At 49.4% G+C, this 16403-nt stretch carries 10 protein-coding genes; all 10 read right to left on the bottom strand.

The window, feature by feature from the left end; genetic code table 11:
• Positions 1–45: 45 nt before the first annotated feature.
• Entirely contained in the window at positions 46–489 is a 444-nt protein-coding gene (gene gspG, locus ACZ5RI_RS08920) for a type II secretion system major pseudopilin GspG (RefSeq protein WP_464511410.1), read from the bottom strand.
• A 5-nt stretch (positions 490–494) separates the two neighbouring features.
• A complete protein-coding gene (locus tag ACZ5RI_RS08915) occupies positions 495–1715 on the bottom strand; it encodes a type II secretion system F family protein (protein WP_464511406.1) in 1221 nt (406 codons plus the stop codon).
• Positions 1716–1718: 3 nt separating this feature from the next.
• Positions 1719–3419, bottom strand: a complete 1701-nt coding sequence (gene gspE / locus ACZ5RI_RS08910; protein ID WP_464511402.1) for a type II secretion system ATPase GspE — start codon at positions 3417–3419, stop codon at positions 1719–1721.
• Positions 3420–3484: 65 nt separating this feature from the next.
• The gene (locus tag ACZ5RI_RS08905; RefSeq protein WP_464511398.1) at positions 3485–3964 is read right to left on the bottom strand and encodes a hypothetical protein; all 480 of its coding nucleotides are present in this window, start codon (positions 3962–3964) and stop codon (positions 3485–3487) included.
• Positions 3965–3994: 30 nt separating this feature from the next.
• Positions 3995–10093: an FG-GAP-like repeat-containing protein gene (locus ACZ5RI_RS08900; RefSeq protein ID WP_464511395.1), complete on the bottom strand. Its 6099-nt coding sequence runs from the start codon at positions 10091–10093 to the stop codon at positions 3995–3997.
• 163 nt (positions 10094–10256) lie between these two features.
• Positions 10257–11012, bottom strand: a complete 756-nt coding sequence (locus tag ACZ5RI_RS08895; protein ID WP_464511391.1) for a prepilin peptidase — start codon at positions 11010–11012, stop codon at positions 10257–10259.
• 40 nt (positions 11013–11052) lie between these two features.
• Positions 11053–11598 (bottom strand): energy transducer TonB, encoded by a 546-nt coding sequence (locus tag ACZ5RI_RS08890; RefSeq protein ID WP_464511387.1) that lies wholly within the window; start codon positions 11596–11598, stop codon positions 11053–11055.
• Between the two features lie 213 nt (positions 11599–11811).
• Positions 11812–12408 (bottom strand): hypothetical protein, encoded by a 597-nt coding sequence (locus ACZ5RI_RS08885; protein WP_464511383.1) that lies wholly within the window; start codon positions 12406–12408, stop codon positions 11812–11814.
• The gene (locus tag ACZ5RI_RS08880; RefSeq protein ID WP_464511379.1) at positions 12405–12776 is read right to left on the bottom strand and encodes a hypothetical protein; all 372 of its coding nucleotides are present in this window, start codon (positions 12774–12776) and stop codon (positions 12405–12407) included. The genes ACZ5RI_RS08885 and ACZ5RI_RS08880 overlap by 4 nt, the downstream gene beginning before the upstream one ends.
• Before the next feature lie 90 nt (positions 12777–12866).
• Positions 12867–16349: an RHS repeat-associated core domain-containing protein gene (locus ACZ5RI_RS08875; RefSeq protein ID WP_464511375.1), complete on the bottom strand. Its 3483-nt coding sequence runs from the start codon at positions 16347–16349 to the stop codon at positions 12867–12869.
• Between the last annotated feature and the right edge of the window lie 54 nt (positions 16350–16403).

Here is a 16403-nt window from a genome sequence, read left to right as displayed (position 1 = left end):
CCAGTCCCCACCAGAATTTTATTATTATGTATGTGAAATCAACGCCTACCAGTTGGCAATTTCTGGCTTACCACCACTGAGATTTCCCTTTGCACCGTTGCTTGAAATATCAAATTCTCCGTGCTCCCCAGGATTCCGATAAACGTAGGGATGCCCCCAAGGATCATTTAAGCCATTTGTTTTTTTGATATATGGCCCATTCCAGTTTTCCACTCCCGGCGGGGCTTTCAATAAAGCATTAAGCCCTTCCTGTGTCGTTGGATAGCGCCCCACATCGTACCGGAACAGATCAAGGGAGGAGGATATATTAGCAACCTCCATTTTCGCGGTCCGAACCTTAGCTTCGTCCAGATAGCGCGTGACATAGGGCGTAGCTACTGCAGCAAGCAAGCCAAGGATTGCCAGCACAACCAGAAGCTCCATAAGCGTGTACCCATGCTCCGCTTTGAAGAAACGCCGGATGGCTTTTTTATAGTGTTTGCATTTCATGACTTTTAACCCAGGGCTATATCGTTGATGCTTAAGATTGCAACCAGCATGGACGAGATTAGGCCAGCAATAACAATACCTAACCCGATTGTCAGCGTGGGAACAATAAGTGCAATCAGCCGATCTATCTGATTTTTGATGTGCTGCTCACTGAGATCCGCTTGCCTAATTAGCATTTCGGCAAGCTGTCCCGTTTCTTCACCAATCTGAATAAGGTCCAACGTCGTCGGCGGGAACAGTTTAGACCGTGACAAGTGCTGTGCCAGCGTATCACCCTCACGCAACCCGGTGGCGGTTCTATGGATAAGATTGGATATCTCATCATTCCACAAAACTTCGCGGGAAAGCATTAGGGCGTTAGGCAAAGCGACGCCCGCATTCAATAACGTCCCAAGGCTCCGGTTTAACCGCTCAATTTCCAGGTCTGTTATAAGTGTTCCAAAAACAGGAGCGCGCAACAGCCAGGCATGAAACGAGCGCCGATAATCATCACGCTTCAGCAACGCCCGAAACCGCATCCATCCGCCGAATGAAATCAGCAACAGGATCCAACCATAATGCCTTAGAGCATTACCAATCCCCATAACGATTTGCGTAGGAAGTGGTAAGGAATGCCCTGCATTGGCAAACAGCGGCTCAAACTCGGGCAGCACAACGAAAAGAATAATACTGATCGAAACACCTGCCGTTATAACAAGAATAAGCGGGTATATCAGAGCAGATAAAACCGCCTCCCGAACAGTAAAACTGCGTTTTAGGTAATCGGCTAGGCGTTGTATCGTTGCCCCAAGCGTACCACCGAGCTCCCCGGCGCGAACCATCCCAATATAAAACTTTGGAAATACGCTTTCTTGGGCTAGTGCCTCGGCTAAACTTGAGCCATTTCGTACGCGCTTTCTCGCATCTAGAAACGCGATACCTACGGAACCGGCACCGCGCAAATCGCCGATAACGCCAAGAGCACGATCCAACTCCAAACCCGATTGAAGAAGGGACGCCAGCTCCTGAGTAGCGACGCTCAAGCTACGGTACGGTGTACCTTTAAAAATCTTCCAATTTAGTTGCAGGATATCCTGCCAAGGCGACGAGCCTGCCAACCGGGTAGATATCGGGTATAACCCACTCGCCCGGACACGCCGAACGACCATATCTTCAGAATCGGCAGACAGAACCCCTTTTACGACATGCCCGGTTGGATCCATTGCCTTATACTGAAAATCTGTCATGTCCTAGGCTGCCCCGGTGGCACGAAAGACTTCTTCAAGCGTGGTTATGCCTGCTAATGACTTCCGGAAGCCGTGGTCCCGCATAGTTTCCATACCATGCGACAATGCGATTTCCTGGAGTGTTGCGGCATCGCCCCCTTTTAAGATGATCCGTCGAATAGCGTCATCAATGGCAAAGATTTCCACGATCGAGCTGCGGCCACGGTACCCTGTATGGCCACACAGATCGCATCCCTTAGCCCGATAGAGGGTAATTACCCGATCATCAGTATAGGAAAGCAATTTCAGTTTATCGATCGTTTCGGGTAGCGGAGCGTATGGTTCCCGGCAATGCGGGCACAGCGTTCGGACCAGCCGCTGAGCAGCAACACCATTGACGGTAGACGTCAGCAGGTAATCCTCCACCCCCATATCCAATAGACGCGTAATCGCACTGGTCGCATCATTGGTATGAAGCGTCGTCAGGATCAGATGACCTGTCAGTGCCGACTGAACAGCAATCTGCGCAGTCTCAAGATCCCGGATTTCACCGATCATCATAATGTCCGGATCCTGGCGCAGGAATGATCGCAATGCACCAGCGAATGTCAGCCCGATTTGGGGCTTCACCTGAACCTGATTGACGCCATCCAGATGGTATTCGACCGGATCCTCAATGGTCAGCAGTTTCTTATCGGTCGTATTGAGTTCAAGTAGCGCCGCATAGAGCGTGGTTGTCTTGCCGCTGCCGGTTGGACCAGTCACCAGCACGATACCGTGTGGCATCCCAAGCAGGGTTCGCATACGCCGGGTCAGAGCGTCATCAAACCCAAGCGTTTTGAAATCAAGGGCCAGCTGCCCACGATCCAGAATACGCAGAACAACACTTTCGCCATGAATTGTCGGCGTTGTGGATATACGAAAGTCGATATCCTTACCACGCACCGCCATAACGATACGGCCATCCTGAGGTAAGCGTCGCTCTGCAATATCGAGCTTCGCCATTACCTTGACGCGGGAGATAATCGCAGACGCCAGCTGCCGGGGTGGCGATGGAAGCGGATGCAGCACCCCATCAATACGCAACCGGATAGAAAGGCTATTTTCCATCGGCTCGATATGAATGTCTGAAGCGCGCTTTTCTACGGCATCACCGATCAACTGGTTGACCAGCTTAATAACCGGCGCATCACTGGATATGTCTTTTAGACGGTCAATATCATCGACATAACCGTTTACGGCACTCTCTTGCAGCCGATCCGCCAACCCGGCATCGTCTGCACGGCCTTCGCCATAAAGCCTCAGCAGAGCGGCTTCCCAGTCAGCTGGCAGCGCAACGGATGCAGATACGGGCTTACCTGCCGCAAAACGGATAGCGTCACGCGTGTAGCCATCCAGCGGATGGACCATCGCCACGATTATGCCGTCCGGACGATCTTCCAGCGGGATGAACTGAGCATCCTGTAGAAACTTTCGGTTCAGCAGGTCTTCAAGAACGGGGGATGATGGATACTGGTCGGCTGCGCAGAGGGGAATTTCCAGAAAGTCACTTAGGGCCTTAGCCAGTACCGTCTCTTGTAAAATACCAAGACGTGTAAGGACCGCCTCAAACCGTTCACCACTTTCCTGGGAAATTTTGCACGCACGTTCTACTGCATCAGATGACAAAAGCTGATGCGCAACAAGGAATTCCTGAAACTGGATATACTCTTCGCTACGCCCCACGCCCCCGATGAGCAACGCTCACCCCTCCAGAAACAAAAACGCGCGCACCATTCCGCAAAACCGTATCAATACATCGCGCGTATAATTTCTTTTATTAATACATCCGGACCTTCAACGAAGCCAGTACAATTGAGATACTTTTCTCCGCCGGACTTTAAATGGAAAACAATAACATTACGTTTTGAAAAAATTGAAAACTGAATGCGTGACACATCAACACTTAAAATATCATTAGCATACAAGCAAAAAACGAGTCGATTTAAAAAAACAAAACTTCCATCTTCAAACCAAAAGACTGCCATACGCTTAAAAAAAACACAATAAAGCATACTAATCAAATAAAACACACAATATATATACGAACAATATATTAAAATATAAACCGGCGTCCTAATATTAAAATGCGTAACCCTAGAAAACATCTCTCCAAAAAACGTTTCCTTAGTCACCATAAAAATAAGAAAAGAAAATAAAATTACAGGAAGAACAATTCTCATTGATGAGAAATGCGCTATTATTTTTTTATCCACTGCACCGCACTCCATACAACACCCATTATATACTAGAGTAACAATTCACTTTCTAATTAACGCGTTCTGACCTTCATATAACAATTGCCCAATTGAGTTTCCAACTTTATCCCCAACCCCACTCTCATTGAGTTCATATCCGGCCAAACCAACAGCCAAAACACCAACGACTGCCAAACCAACGGGGTTCGCGAGAGCGGCCCCACCGGCCACATCCACCACCCAAGCAGCTCCGAGACCTGCCCCAACATCCACAGACACACGCCCCGCAGCTTGATACAATGAAAGGGATGCGTCTGTGCCAGACATAATCTCTTTCATTGCCCTGTATCCATTTGTAGCCACGTCAAAACCGATTGCAATTCTACCTAACGTTTTGTCAACACCACCAATTACATTCCGAACATCTTTATTGTTACGAGCGACGACCGCGATGAACGCGGACGTCAGAACGTCTTGAACCGTTAGCATATTTTGCAACACACCTGAGGCATTCATAATCGAAGCGTAATTAGAAGCTCCCCAGTATTCTACAGTACCATACGCTAACTCATTACCATTACTGGCGAATGTGCCCGTATGATCCCCAACAACAACTGTCGCATTACTGTACATAAGATAATTATTGTAAACCTCAGCATGTGTGCTGGCTACAACCGACAAAGGTTCGCTAACATAACCGTTAGTTGCAGTTGCCCCACCGAAATAAGCCGTCGAAATCGAGGACAACTGCTGCAACTGTCCTTCCGATAAATATCCTGTTTCGCTGGCCGTATTTAACAACCCAAGTCCAGTCCCAAGATCCCGAACTGCACCTAAATTCCCCAAATAAATGGCGGAGTTCATCTTATTTACCGCCTCGGCAGATAACCCAGCTCCGATACTAACCGATACACAGCCAGGTACCGGGCTGTCACATTTATCATGCCCTGTCGGATCCGTAAATGTATGCGGATTATTATCAACGTAAGTGTATCTGTTAAAATTCTGACCATCATATGGCTGCGCAATGATCGTATCCGGGGACATAAAACGCCCAATAAGGGGATCGTAAATACGGGCATTCGCATTTATCAGACAGGCAGCATCAATCTCCTCATGCCCTGTAAACCCACGCGAGGTTACACTGGAAAGCGAACAGGCCGCATCATCAGCCCAAGTACCAGCCACACGGCGCTTTCCCCAGGCATCATAGGCATTACGTTCAACCACACTGCCACTCTCGTCCATCACCACGGCAACAGAGCTAATGTGATCGGATACGAAGTACCGAACTGCGGATGTGCCGCCAGAGAATTTCTCCGCCACGATCTTCCCATCGGCGACGACATAGTCATGCCATGTCGTCGTACCGCTGACGACAGACTTCTCACTCATCGTACCGGAGGCGGGGTCATTCAAATATGTCGTCACGGTTGCCGTTGATCCGACGGTCAGTGTCTGCTGCACACGACTATGCAGGCTGTCATAAACAAGCGCCGCAGACGTTGTTCCCTGCGCAATCGTAGCTGCCATATTGAAGCCAGTGTAGTTCACCGTGCGCCCGCCACCGCTAATCATATTGCCATTGGCGTCGTAACTGTAAGATGGATTGACCACGCCGTTTACTGTGCCCGTAATCGATGTCACCGCATGTGGGCGCGCGGAACCTGCCGACGGGTAGCTGTAGGTTCCAACATCCGACTTGGAGGTGATGTTACCGACAGCATCATAGGCAACGGTCTTGGCACCCGACGATGTGCAACTGGTTACTGATGCCCCCGCCGTATAATTCGTCAGACGATTCAAGCTGTCATAACAAGCGTATTCAAATAAACCGTTATAATTATCTGTACGATAGGTAAGGTTCCCCAGCAGATCGAAGGTGTAATCGAATTGCGCCACGGAATTGCTGGAACCAGCCCGAATATTACTGATCAGCCCAGTATTAGCATCAAAAGTATCTGTTTGCGTTACCCCGTTGCCAAAAGCCTGACTCAGCAGATGCAATTCAGCATCTCGACCATTGGCAGTCCAATACGCAGCTCCAGAGCTGCCGTCGGCAATCTTCGTCATATAGCCATAACTGTCATAGGTATACGCCGCGACGAACCCTGACGGATAGCTAACAGACGACAACTGACCATTGCTGTCGTAACCCAGGGTGTAGGTATAGGTCGTTCCGCCAGTCGTCAAATTACTAGTCACCGGACGACCGTAGCCATCATAAGAAAACGTACGATCAGCCGTGATAGTACCGCAGTCAGAGGCAGTACACGCCTTCATCTCTGTCGGAACGCCGACATTATGACCAGAACTCGAATTACCGTAGGACCATGTACTGTATAACCCACTTTCACTTCGCGCTGTGGGACGACCGGCCAAATCATAGCTTAGCGTGGTTGTCTGCCCCTTTGCATCTGTCTGGCTGGTTAGCTCTCCATACACATTATAAGAATACGCCCAACTTCCCATGTCAGGATCAGACGAGGCCGTCTTATTACCACGCACGTCATAGCTATTGGAAACAATGTTTCCGGATGGATCAACGACTTTAGCCAAATTACCAAAGGCATCATAGGTATAGCTGGTTGTATGGCTTAAGGCATCAGTTACTGAAGCAACCTGATTTTGAGCGTTCTTTACGGTAGTCGTTACCTGGCTTTTTGCGTTTGTAACCGTCGTCGTCAAACCACTATAGCTGTATGTTGTCGTGGCTCCACTCGGTTCAACCGCACTTACGACACGGCCCAGCAAATCATAGCTGTACGTAGTGTTTTTAGCGCTTCCCCCACTGACGAAATATGGGCGGCTAGTCGCAGATACACGGCCATAAGCATCATAACTTTTTGCCTGACGAATGCTGGCTCCACCAAAGCCTTGAGTATCTGCGGCAATCGGACGGTTTAACGCATCATAATAAGCGGTTGTACTAGCACTATTCTGCGAACTACTCGAATTTTGAGGAACGCTGATAGCCGCAAACGCGCCATAGGTTGGACAACTGGCACTACCACTATTCACGCCAGAACAGTAGGCGTAGCTTGTGGAGACCTTAGTGCCATCTGGTTTAGTCACCAAAGCGGGGCGACCAAAACCGTCATATGTCACTGACGTGGTCAGACCGTTGGGATCTGTATCCCCACTCACCCCACCTGATGCTGCGTCATAAGAATAACCGTGGCATTCACTGGCACCATTACACGCCCCAGTCATAAACCGGCCATAGCCATCGAAACTGTTTGTGGTTGTGCGAGACGATACACCAGAGCCAGACACAGTCGTTGCTGTGACGTTACCGTAACTGTCATAGGTGTAGCTAGTCGTCAGCTGGTGTGACGTATCGCCGGATTCAACAACGGACTGCGTGACCAAACCAGAGGAAGAATCGTGCGTAAATGATTGATGCCGGGTTACCGACGAAGAACCGACCGTATTTGCAACAGCAGCTGTTGCCAGCTGGCCAAGAATCCAGTTCGTGGTATCATTCGTATACGTGTTCGTCGTCGTGCTGGAGGAACCATCTGAAACAGAAATCGCCTGTGTCAGCACATTACCGTAGCTGTCATAAGTATAACTGACGGTAGTCGTTGGCAGCGCGGTACCATTCAGATCCGTACCAGACGATACCATTTGTGATAAATAGACAAAGTAATAGGTTGCACCTTCAGTGCCCGTTCCCTCCGACGTATCCGCGAATGTATTGACCGTGGACGAAAGGGTAACGCCATTTACCGTAGATACGCGTGAAGATACCTGCCCAAGAAATGGGAAATCCGTATGGTAAGTGGTTTTGGTTACAATACCAGTCTGCACATCCGTCGACGTGATCGTAGAAAAACCTAAGAAACCACGCCCTTTGAGATCACGCTTTGCGCCTGAGTAGGCATATGTTGAAGAACGCGTTCCACCAATACCATTCGAAACAGCTACACCGGACACAACATACATTGCGGCGTCATAGTCTTTCGTGGGGTAACTGGCATCGGAACCTTTAGTATAAAAAGTTCCGTTTCGATTCAGGCGATCATAAGAAATGGTGGTTGTGCCACCAATTCCGTTTGAAACGGTCGTCATAAGCTCGGGCACGGTGTCAAAGGTATATATCGTGCTATCAGCAGTAATATCGGGCACACCGTCATTGTTCAGATCAGCAACATGCGGATACGTTCCCTTAGCAGAGTTCGTCAAAGACGCCGCTAAAGTAAATCCAGCCCCTGTCGACAAATAAACATCATGAGTGCCGCCAGTCGTTCCGGATTTGATTAGGACAATATCATCCTTTCCATCATGGTTAAAATCACCGGCCAGTATTTTATAGCCACTATCCCAGCTGGAAGGCACAGTGAAACTCGTCGCAACTAACGATGTACCCGTTGACAAATAGAGTGTTCCATTACCACTCGTTGGAATTTCCAACACATCGTCCATACCATCGCCGTTAAAATCCCCGACAACGATGGTGGCGCCAGACCAATATGTAACGGTAGTCTTTGAAACGGATGGATTGCAGGAATATTCTATTTCATGTGTGGCACTTGCCTGGACAAGCATATCCGTACAGCCATCACCATTAAAATCACCAGGATACCCAGAACTACTTATTGTAGACGACGCAGTGAATGTACCATCACCATTACTAACATAGCCTGGGTACTCTTCCAGACCATCGCCATTAATATCGATAACATTAGTAGTAGGCGGGTTTCCGTAATTAAAATACGATACATTATTGGCACTAACTTCAGAAAATGCGCTTAGGTTACTATTATGCATATTGTAATAGTACATACCGCTAACGGTACCAACCATATACGCAGTGCCTAAGCTGGTGAAATGTTGCCCTAGTATAAAATCACTTACGCCATCACCATTATAATCCATCAAGGCGACTACATATCTATACGTCGGACCATTCCCACAATAAGGTCCACTACCTGGCTGAGTTCCACCATAAGACGCCGTTATACTTTGAGATGTATACGTCCCAGAATTACTGCCAAGAAGAACGGTTATCGGAACAGATATGTATGCATTCTTGTATGCAGCAATACATGTCACATCGGCAGTAGAAGAAATGACATCCGTTAACCCGTCGCCATTTATGTCGCCATATGCAACTTGGCTGGTTAAAGACTGAGACGTTATAGATGTGTTTGTCTGGGATGTTGCGTTTAATGTACCAGTTCCACCCTGCCAACCAAATGTTGTAGGTGCCAAGCAAGAGCCAGAGGCATTACATTGTGTAATTGATGTTAGGCGGGAGTGAGCAGTTGTCGTCCCGGCACGATAACCAAGCTGATAATCTAATACTAAACTAGACCCTTGATACGTTTTGACATGAGAAAGCAGAACTGTCGTTTGCTGCAGGGAACCTGCCTGATAGGTTGGCGCAGTATCTATACGTGTTGTATATGAGAACTGCACAGAATTGTATGTTGCTAACCCCGTATTGGAATTTCCTGTATAATCAATTCGTGACGGATAATATTGACCGTACGTTGTATCATTTACATAAGTGACAGAATAATAATTACCTTTTGTATCTGTAGCCTTATCCAAAGCCCACACACGTGCCGTAGAAGAACCAACGGCTAATATTTTTGAATCTGTTGTATTGCCAAATTCCATAACTTGGCCGTTTTTGGTCCAGACCTTAAAATAAGATGGCCCATTACCTGCGGTACCGTAGGAAACGACTTTCCAAAAATTATCGATTTCTGTGCGGTATACGGTTCCATCAGAACCATAGGTACCGGAGATGGCAACAAGCCGCTGACCGTTAAGGCAAAAACGGTCTGTAGAACTGTATGTAACCGCACCATGAACACTATCCTGCGCCAAGGTTCTTGGGCAGCGCGTTATCGATGGAAGCCCGGAGAGCCCCCACCCCCAACCGACATAACCGTCACCTGACTGACTGGAATATCCCAAGCTTAGTTGCGGAACCACACCCGCCGTACCTGGGGGCAATGTAATAGGGACGCTATAGCTTGCGCCACCTGTCGAGCTAACATCAAACAGCCCAGGAACCGCCATTAAGGGAGAAGAAACCGCCAGTGCAGGTGTCGCGAACGCAGCAATAGCAAGGCAAATCGTTGCTTGTATTTTTCTAACAAGTAACTTTGAGACGCAACTCAGTACGCCACGAAAACACACTGGCATTCCCCACCCCGAAACAGTTAACGAGGCAAGGTCACATAGCTGTTACAATCGCAATATGTCTCATTTTGTCACACATATTAAAATTGACATATTAAAAAACTCCCGTGACAAAAAGAGATGAATTTCACAATAAAACTGCTTAATAGAGAGATTTTTACACGACTCAACTGATTTCAATACTGCCGTACATCCAGACCAACCACCCTGCTGCAGCCAGAAATGGCCCAAAGGGTAAGGCATCAGTCACACTGCACCGCTTGCAGGCGGCACGAACGCTAAAAAACAGCAACGCAATCGCAGCTGAAAAAATGACCGTCGTTGGGATACCGGTCCAGCCGACCCAAGCCCCCAACCCTGCCAGTAGCTTGGCATCCCCAAGACCGAGGCCATCACGCTTACGCAGCGCACGATACCCCAAAGCAACCAACGCAAAACATACAAAACCGATAACCACCCCGGCCAGATGCGCCCACCAATCATCACGATCAAACCAGTACGCGCACAAAAGCCCCAGAAATATCAGTGTGCCAGTCAGACCGTTTGGCAACCGATATGTGCGCCAATCGATCCAAGCCAGACAGATGAGTATCCAGCCTAACACTGAGCTCATTATAAGTAGCCAACCGTTCATATAAATGGCCGACCAGATAACCGGAATGAGGGCAACCAATTCGATGACGGGATAAAACCACCCAAGCCGTGCTGAGCAATATTTGCAACGGCGGCAAGAAACCAACCAGCTAAAAACTGGCACCAAATCTGCTGGTGAGAGGGGATGGCTGCAAACATCACATTGCGACCGCCCCCAGAGAATGCTGCCGCCAGAAATAGAGCGCGTAATAACCACACCAAGAAAGCTACCAATAAAAGGGGCTGCACATAACAGCCCAATCAGAATGTAGGTTTGGCTATAGTCCACTTAAAATGTGCCTATATTGTTTGTGATAACAGGCAGGCAATCAGACGTGAAATAGTAATATCGCCGTCGTGTTTTCCGAAACCGCCATACCATTGCGCATTGCGGGGCGATAACGCCAGTGCCGAATAACCCAGTCAACCGCGACAGCGTCAAGTTCCGCAGATCCACAGGATGACTGCACCTGCGCATCAGAGATTTGACCGTTGGCAGCAATAACCAACACCAAACGAACGGGTTGTGGCCGCATACCTTTAAAAGCATCTGGCACTTTCGGGAACAGGTGTGCCTCAGAAATCGCCTCCGCCGGTCTGGTAACGTTCGGCGACCCAGCCGCCGAGGCACCGATATTGGCATCAATCGTCATATCGCTTGGGATATCCGGCGGCAGAACCGTCGGCAGGCTCGGTTCAATAAATTCAGGTGGATTGGCCTTACTACTGTCGCCAACCGGGCCACCGAGTGTCATTTCATACACTTGGGGTGGTTTCACAACATAGATATGCAAACCAAGTAAAAAGAAAAGCAGCAGGACCACATGCAGAACGGTTACGCGGATGATGGCACGCGTACGTGGACGTGGCTTCAACAAAGGTCTGCGCAAGGGTCGCGGGCATCGGATAAGAATACGGACCAAGCGCTTATGCAGCCGCTGGCGCACGGCTCCGCAGGTTGAAACCGTTTGGTCTATCAGAAGTACTCGCCGAATATCGCTACGCATGAGAATACAGGTATATGTGTCAAAGTATGTTAACTATACACCAACTGATTTAGCAATAACGCCCTGATAAAATTTAAGATTTTATCGCCCAGAGCTACAACCGCCTAAGAACTTGACCGCCACCATCTTACCATCGGCCTGCACATAGTCGTGCCAGGTCACCGTGCTGCCGGAGACCTGCTTCTCGCTCATCGCACCGCTGGCCGGATCGTTCAGGTAGTACGTCGTGCCCGATGATGCGACCATCTTTACCCGGACATGGTCGGCATCATAGCTTAAGCTTACCGTAGCCGAGCCTTGCGTGATGGTGGCCGCCATATTGAAGGCGGTATAGCTCACCGACCGGCCCGCACCCGATGTCATGTTTCCGTTGGCGTCATAGCTGTAGGACGGGTTCACGGTGCCGTTCACAGTCCCCGTTACCGACGCCAGCGCATGCGGGCGGCTGCCAGTCGCCAGATAGCCGTAATAGCCAACATCCGATTTGTAGGTGATATTGCCGATCGCATCATATGTCGCCGACTTGGCACCCGATGATGTGCAGCTGCTCACCCCGGTGCCAGAGGCATAGTTCGTCAGCCGGTTCTGGCTGTCGTAACAGGCATATTCGAACACGCTATTATAATTGTCAGACCGGTAGGTCAGGTTACCCAGCGCGCCATAGGAAAGACAAATCAATTCACAACCTCACCAACACTAGATACTATTGCACGCCCACTTCTCACATCAACCGTTACTCCAATCATATAATTTGAGTGACAATTAAAGTTGATCAAATACCTATCAAAAACAATTCCGTCATGTCTATCATTTAGAATTTTTTCGACAGCAGGAACGTCCATCATTTCAATACACGATTTTACTTCATGTATTACTCGACTACCTCTCCAAATAATTTGCGCACCACAAAACATAAAATTGTCATCTTGCGGAATACCATTAACTTTAATTCTATCATTTACTATATCTATATTATTTAATTTAGAGCATGCAATAAACTTATTAACGCCATCATGTACAAATGCAGGAACATCGTCATAGCTCATAACCGATGCACTGTAAGATGGATACGCAAACAAAAACACCAACAACACATTTATAACACTTCTCATATCACGACCCCATATATTAATTCATCACTTCCACTTCATATACTCTTCAGAAACTATTTGTATATCCGCAGAAGAAGCATTATATCTATTAGTTTTAAGCCAATACATTATTGAAGAACTATTTAACTGGTCTGACAAACCCAAAATATGTCCAAATTCGTGTACATACGTACTTGTATTTGTACTATCTGAAAATTGAATATACCCTCCCGCACGCTCTGCTCTAGCCACTACAGATTTGTCAGCTTTATAATTTGCATTTAAACAGCCATCATTTGAGCAATTAGATAAACTCACCAATGCAGAATACGGACCGCTAGAAATTGACAGACTTATAACGAGCTTAATCTTCTTATTGCCCGCTTCGAAATCACCAGACCACCCGTTTTCCACCGCTACAATAAACTTCTTAGCTCTTCCAGTCCCGTTATCATAAACACCACCAGATAACGTTAAAGTATTATTACCGGAATTATAATCAACCTTAACCCTAGAGTTATGATGTACAAAATTATCTACTGAATCTGGCTGACTACCTTGATAAGCAATCTCATCAAGCTCACTTCCGATTTCCCCTCCCCCAAAATTAGGGATACCCAACACATTGATAATCGAGTTCCAGCTAGCAGAATCGCCATCCACAATTTCTGCAGTGCCAGTAACCGTTCCATCCGCATTTGTATGCGTTGTAATTAAGAGAGAACGTCTCTTTTGGTTCTCTAAATTCTTTCCAGACTGTGCGTAGCTTTTCTGTGCACCACCTATAGCAGATTTAACATTCTCAAATAGTTGTTGCTGAGATGCGGGAGCAACCAGATTTATATATGACATTGAGAATGTTGGAGTACCCAACGAATATATTAATGCGGCCAATGAAGCTTCTCCCAACGCCGCATAACATGAGCCACAGCGCTCCCCTGTTACCGTAATAGTCTCCATATGCCCTGTTGGATCTGTGGCTGAGAGCGGGCGGTTGTTGACATAGGTGTATCGGTTGTAGCTCTGGCTGTCGTACGGATCCGGGATCACGCTGTCCGGCGACAGGAACTTGCCCAGCGCCGCATCATAAATGCGGGCATTGGCGTTGATCAGGCACACACTGTCCATCTGTTCATGCCCGGTGTAGCCACGCGTCGTCAGACTGGTCAGGCTGCAGGCGGTATCATCCGCACCCGTCGCCGCCACACGCCGCTTGCCCCAGGCGTCATAGGCATCACGCTCGACCACCGTACCGCTCTCGTCCGTTACCACGGACACCGAGCCGAGATGGTCGGTGGTGAAGTAGCGCACCGCCGCCATCCCGCCCGAGAACTTTACCGCCACCATCTTACCATCGGCCTGCACATAGTCGTGCCAGGTCACCGTGCTGCCGGAGACCTGCTTCTCGCTCATCGCACCGCTGGCCGGATCGTTCAGGTAGTACGTCGTGCCCGATGATGCGACCATCTTCACCCGCACATGGTCGGCATCATAGCTTAAGCTTACCGTGGCCGAGCCTTGCGTGATGGTGGCCGCCATATTGAAGGCGGTGTAGCTCACCGACCGGCCAGCACCCGATGTCATGTTCCCGTTGGCGTCATAGCTGTAGGACGGATTCACGGTGCCGTTCACAGTCCCCGTTACCGACGCCAGCGCATGCGGGCGGCTGCCAGTCACCAGATAGCCGTAATAGCCAACATCCGATTTGTAGGTGATATTGCCGATCGCATCATATGTCGCCGATTTGGCACCCGATGATGTGCAGCTGCTCACCCCGGTGCCTGAGGCATAGTTCGTCAGCCGGTTCTGGCTGTCGTAGCAGGCATATTCGAACACGCCGTTAAAATCATCAGACCGGTAGGTCAGGTTACCCAGCGTGTCCCACGTATAGTCATACGCGGCAACCGCATTGTTCGTACCGGCACGCTGATTGGTCAGCAGCCCCGTCGTCGCATCAAACGTCTGGCTGGTCGTGACACCGTTACCCGCCGTCTGCGATACCAGATGCAGTTCCGCATCACGGCTGTTCGCCGTCCACAAGGTGGTGCCACTGGAACTGTCCTTGATCTGGGCCAGATAGCCATAGCTGTTATAGACATACTGCGCCACAAAACCCGACGGATAGGTCACCGTTGAGACGCGGCCAGCGGAATCGTAGCTTAAAGTGTAACTGTACCCCGTGCCGTCCACCGTTGTGGCGGTAGAGCCCGGTCGCCCCACCCCATCATAGGCGACCGATTTGTCGGAGATAACCGACGAGCAGCCGGAATCCGTGCACGACCTGGCATCGACAAGTTTGCCGACATTATGGCTGCCACTGGATGCCCCATAGGTCCAGCTTGAGTACTGACCACTTTCAGAACGGGCGGTTACCCGGCCCTGCACATCGTAAGCCAGCGATGTGGTCTGCCCCTTGGCATCGGTCTGGCTGACCATCTGACCAAGGGCATCGTAACCATAGCTCCACGAGCCCATATCCGGGTCAGACATAGAGGTCTTGTGGCCAAGAACATCATACCCGTTGGTAATGGTGTTCCCGTTTGGATCCGTAACGGACGTCAGGTTGTTATACGCATCATAGATATAGGTCGTGGCATGGCCGCCCGCATCCAGCATGGCCGCTGTCTGCCCCTGCGCATTCACAATCTTTGTGGTGGTTTGACCCTGATCATTGGTCGATGTGACCGTCAGACCGTGATAGGTGACCGCAGCATAGCCACCGTTGGGCGTAACATTCTTCGTGACACGGCCAAGCACGTCATAAGTATTGACGGTCCATTTGGGTGAACCACCCGACGCAAAGTATGGCCGACTGGTTTGCGCCACATTACCATTCGCATCATAGGCGGTTTGGGTTAAAATCGACGAGCCATCAAAACCTTGCGTTTCGGTGCCGATCTGCCGCGAAAGCATATCGTAATAAACGGTCGTTCGCGGGCTGGTAATCGTGCTGCCATCAGCACCGTAAGATATTGCCGAAACCGCCGTTGCCGCCGCCGTGAGTGTGCAGCTGGTACTGGCACAGTTGATATAGGTGTACAGGGTTTTAGAACCGTCCGGCCTCGTCTCCTGCGTGACACGGCCAAAACCATCGTAGCTCCACTGTGTGACCAAACCGTTGAGGTCTGTATGGGTCAGGGGAAGCCCAAAGCGGGCATCATAGGTCCAGCTCTCGCTTTGCGACAGCGCGTTGGTGGACGATGTCTGAAACTGCCCCTGGCCGTCATAGCCAGCGGCTGTGTTGCGCGTCGTAACGCCAGAGGCGCTTACCGTGGCCGTAACACGATGCCCATAGGCATCATAAGTATAATCGGTCTGAACCCGGTGACTGCTGTCGTCAGGCTGCAGCACTTCCTGCGTCAACAATCCAGACGATGTATCATACGCAAAACTCGATGACCGAGACTGGGTGTCGGCTAAAGCAGGCCGAACCAGCCCAATAATACCGATACTGATCGCAACCAATATCTGTCCACAACGCCAAAGGCTCGGGGGGATTTTTTTGGTATCACCAATTTGTTCTAACATTACGCCCCCCAAGAATGGCTTTACGCCTTATTATTTCCCCCCGAAAATTCCGCA

The organism is Micropepsis pineolensis (assembly GCF_055392125.1).
Note: the sequence above shows the minus strand (reverse complement) of the source record. Positions and strands in the feature narration are given on the sequence as shown.

What these genes read in the sequence shown, in the direction of transcription:
- ACZ5RI_RS08905 (WP_464511398.1), bottom strand. Translation starts at nt 3,964, where the DNA reads ATGGAGTGCGGTGCAGTGGATAAAAAAATAATAGCGCATTTCTCATCA.
- gspG (WP_464511410.1), bottom strand. Translation starts at nt 489, where the DNA reads ATGAAATGCAAACACTATAAAAAAGCCATCCGGCGTTTCTTCAAAGCG.
- ACZ5RI_RS08880 (WP_464511379.1), bottom strand. Translation starts at nt 12,776, where the DNA reads ATGAGCTATGACGATGTTCCTGCATTTGTACATGATGGCGTTAATAAG.
- ACZ5RI_RS08900 (WP_464511395.1), bottom strand. Translation starts at nt 10,093, where the DNA reads ATGCCAGTGTGTTTTCGTGGCGTACTGAGTTGCGTCTCAAAGTTACTT.
- ACZ5RI_RS08875 (WP_464511375.1), bottom strand. Translation starts at nt 16,349, where the DNA reads ATGTTAGAACAAATTGGTGATACCAAAAAAATCCCCCCGAGCCTTTGG.
- ACZ5RI_RS08915 (WP_464511406.1), bottom strand. Translation starts at nt 1,715, where the DNA reads ATGACAGATTTTCAGTATAAGGCAATGGATCCAACCGGGCATGTCGTA.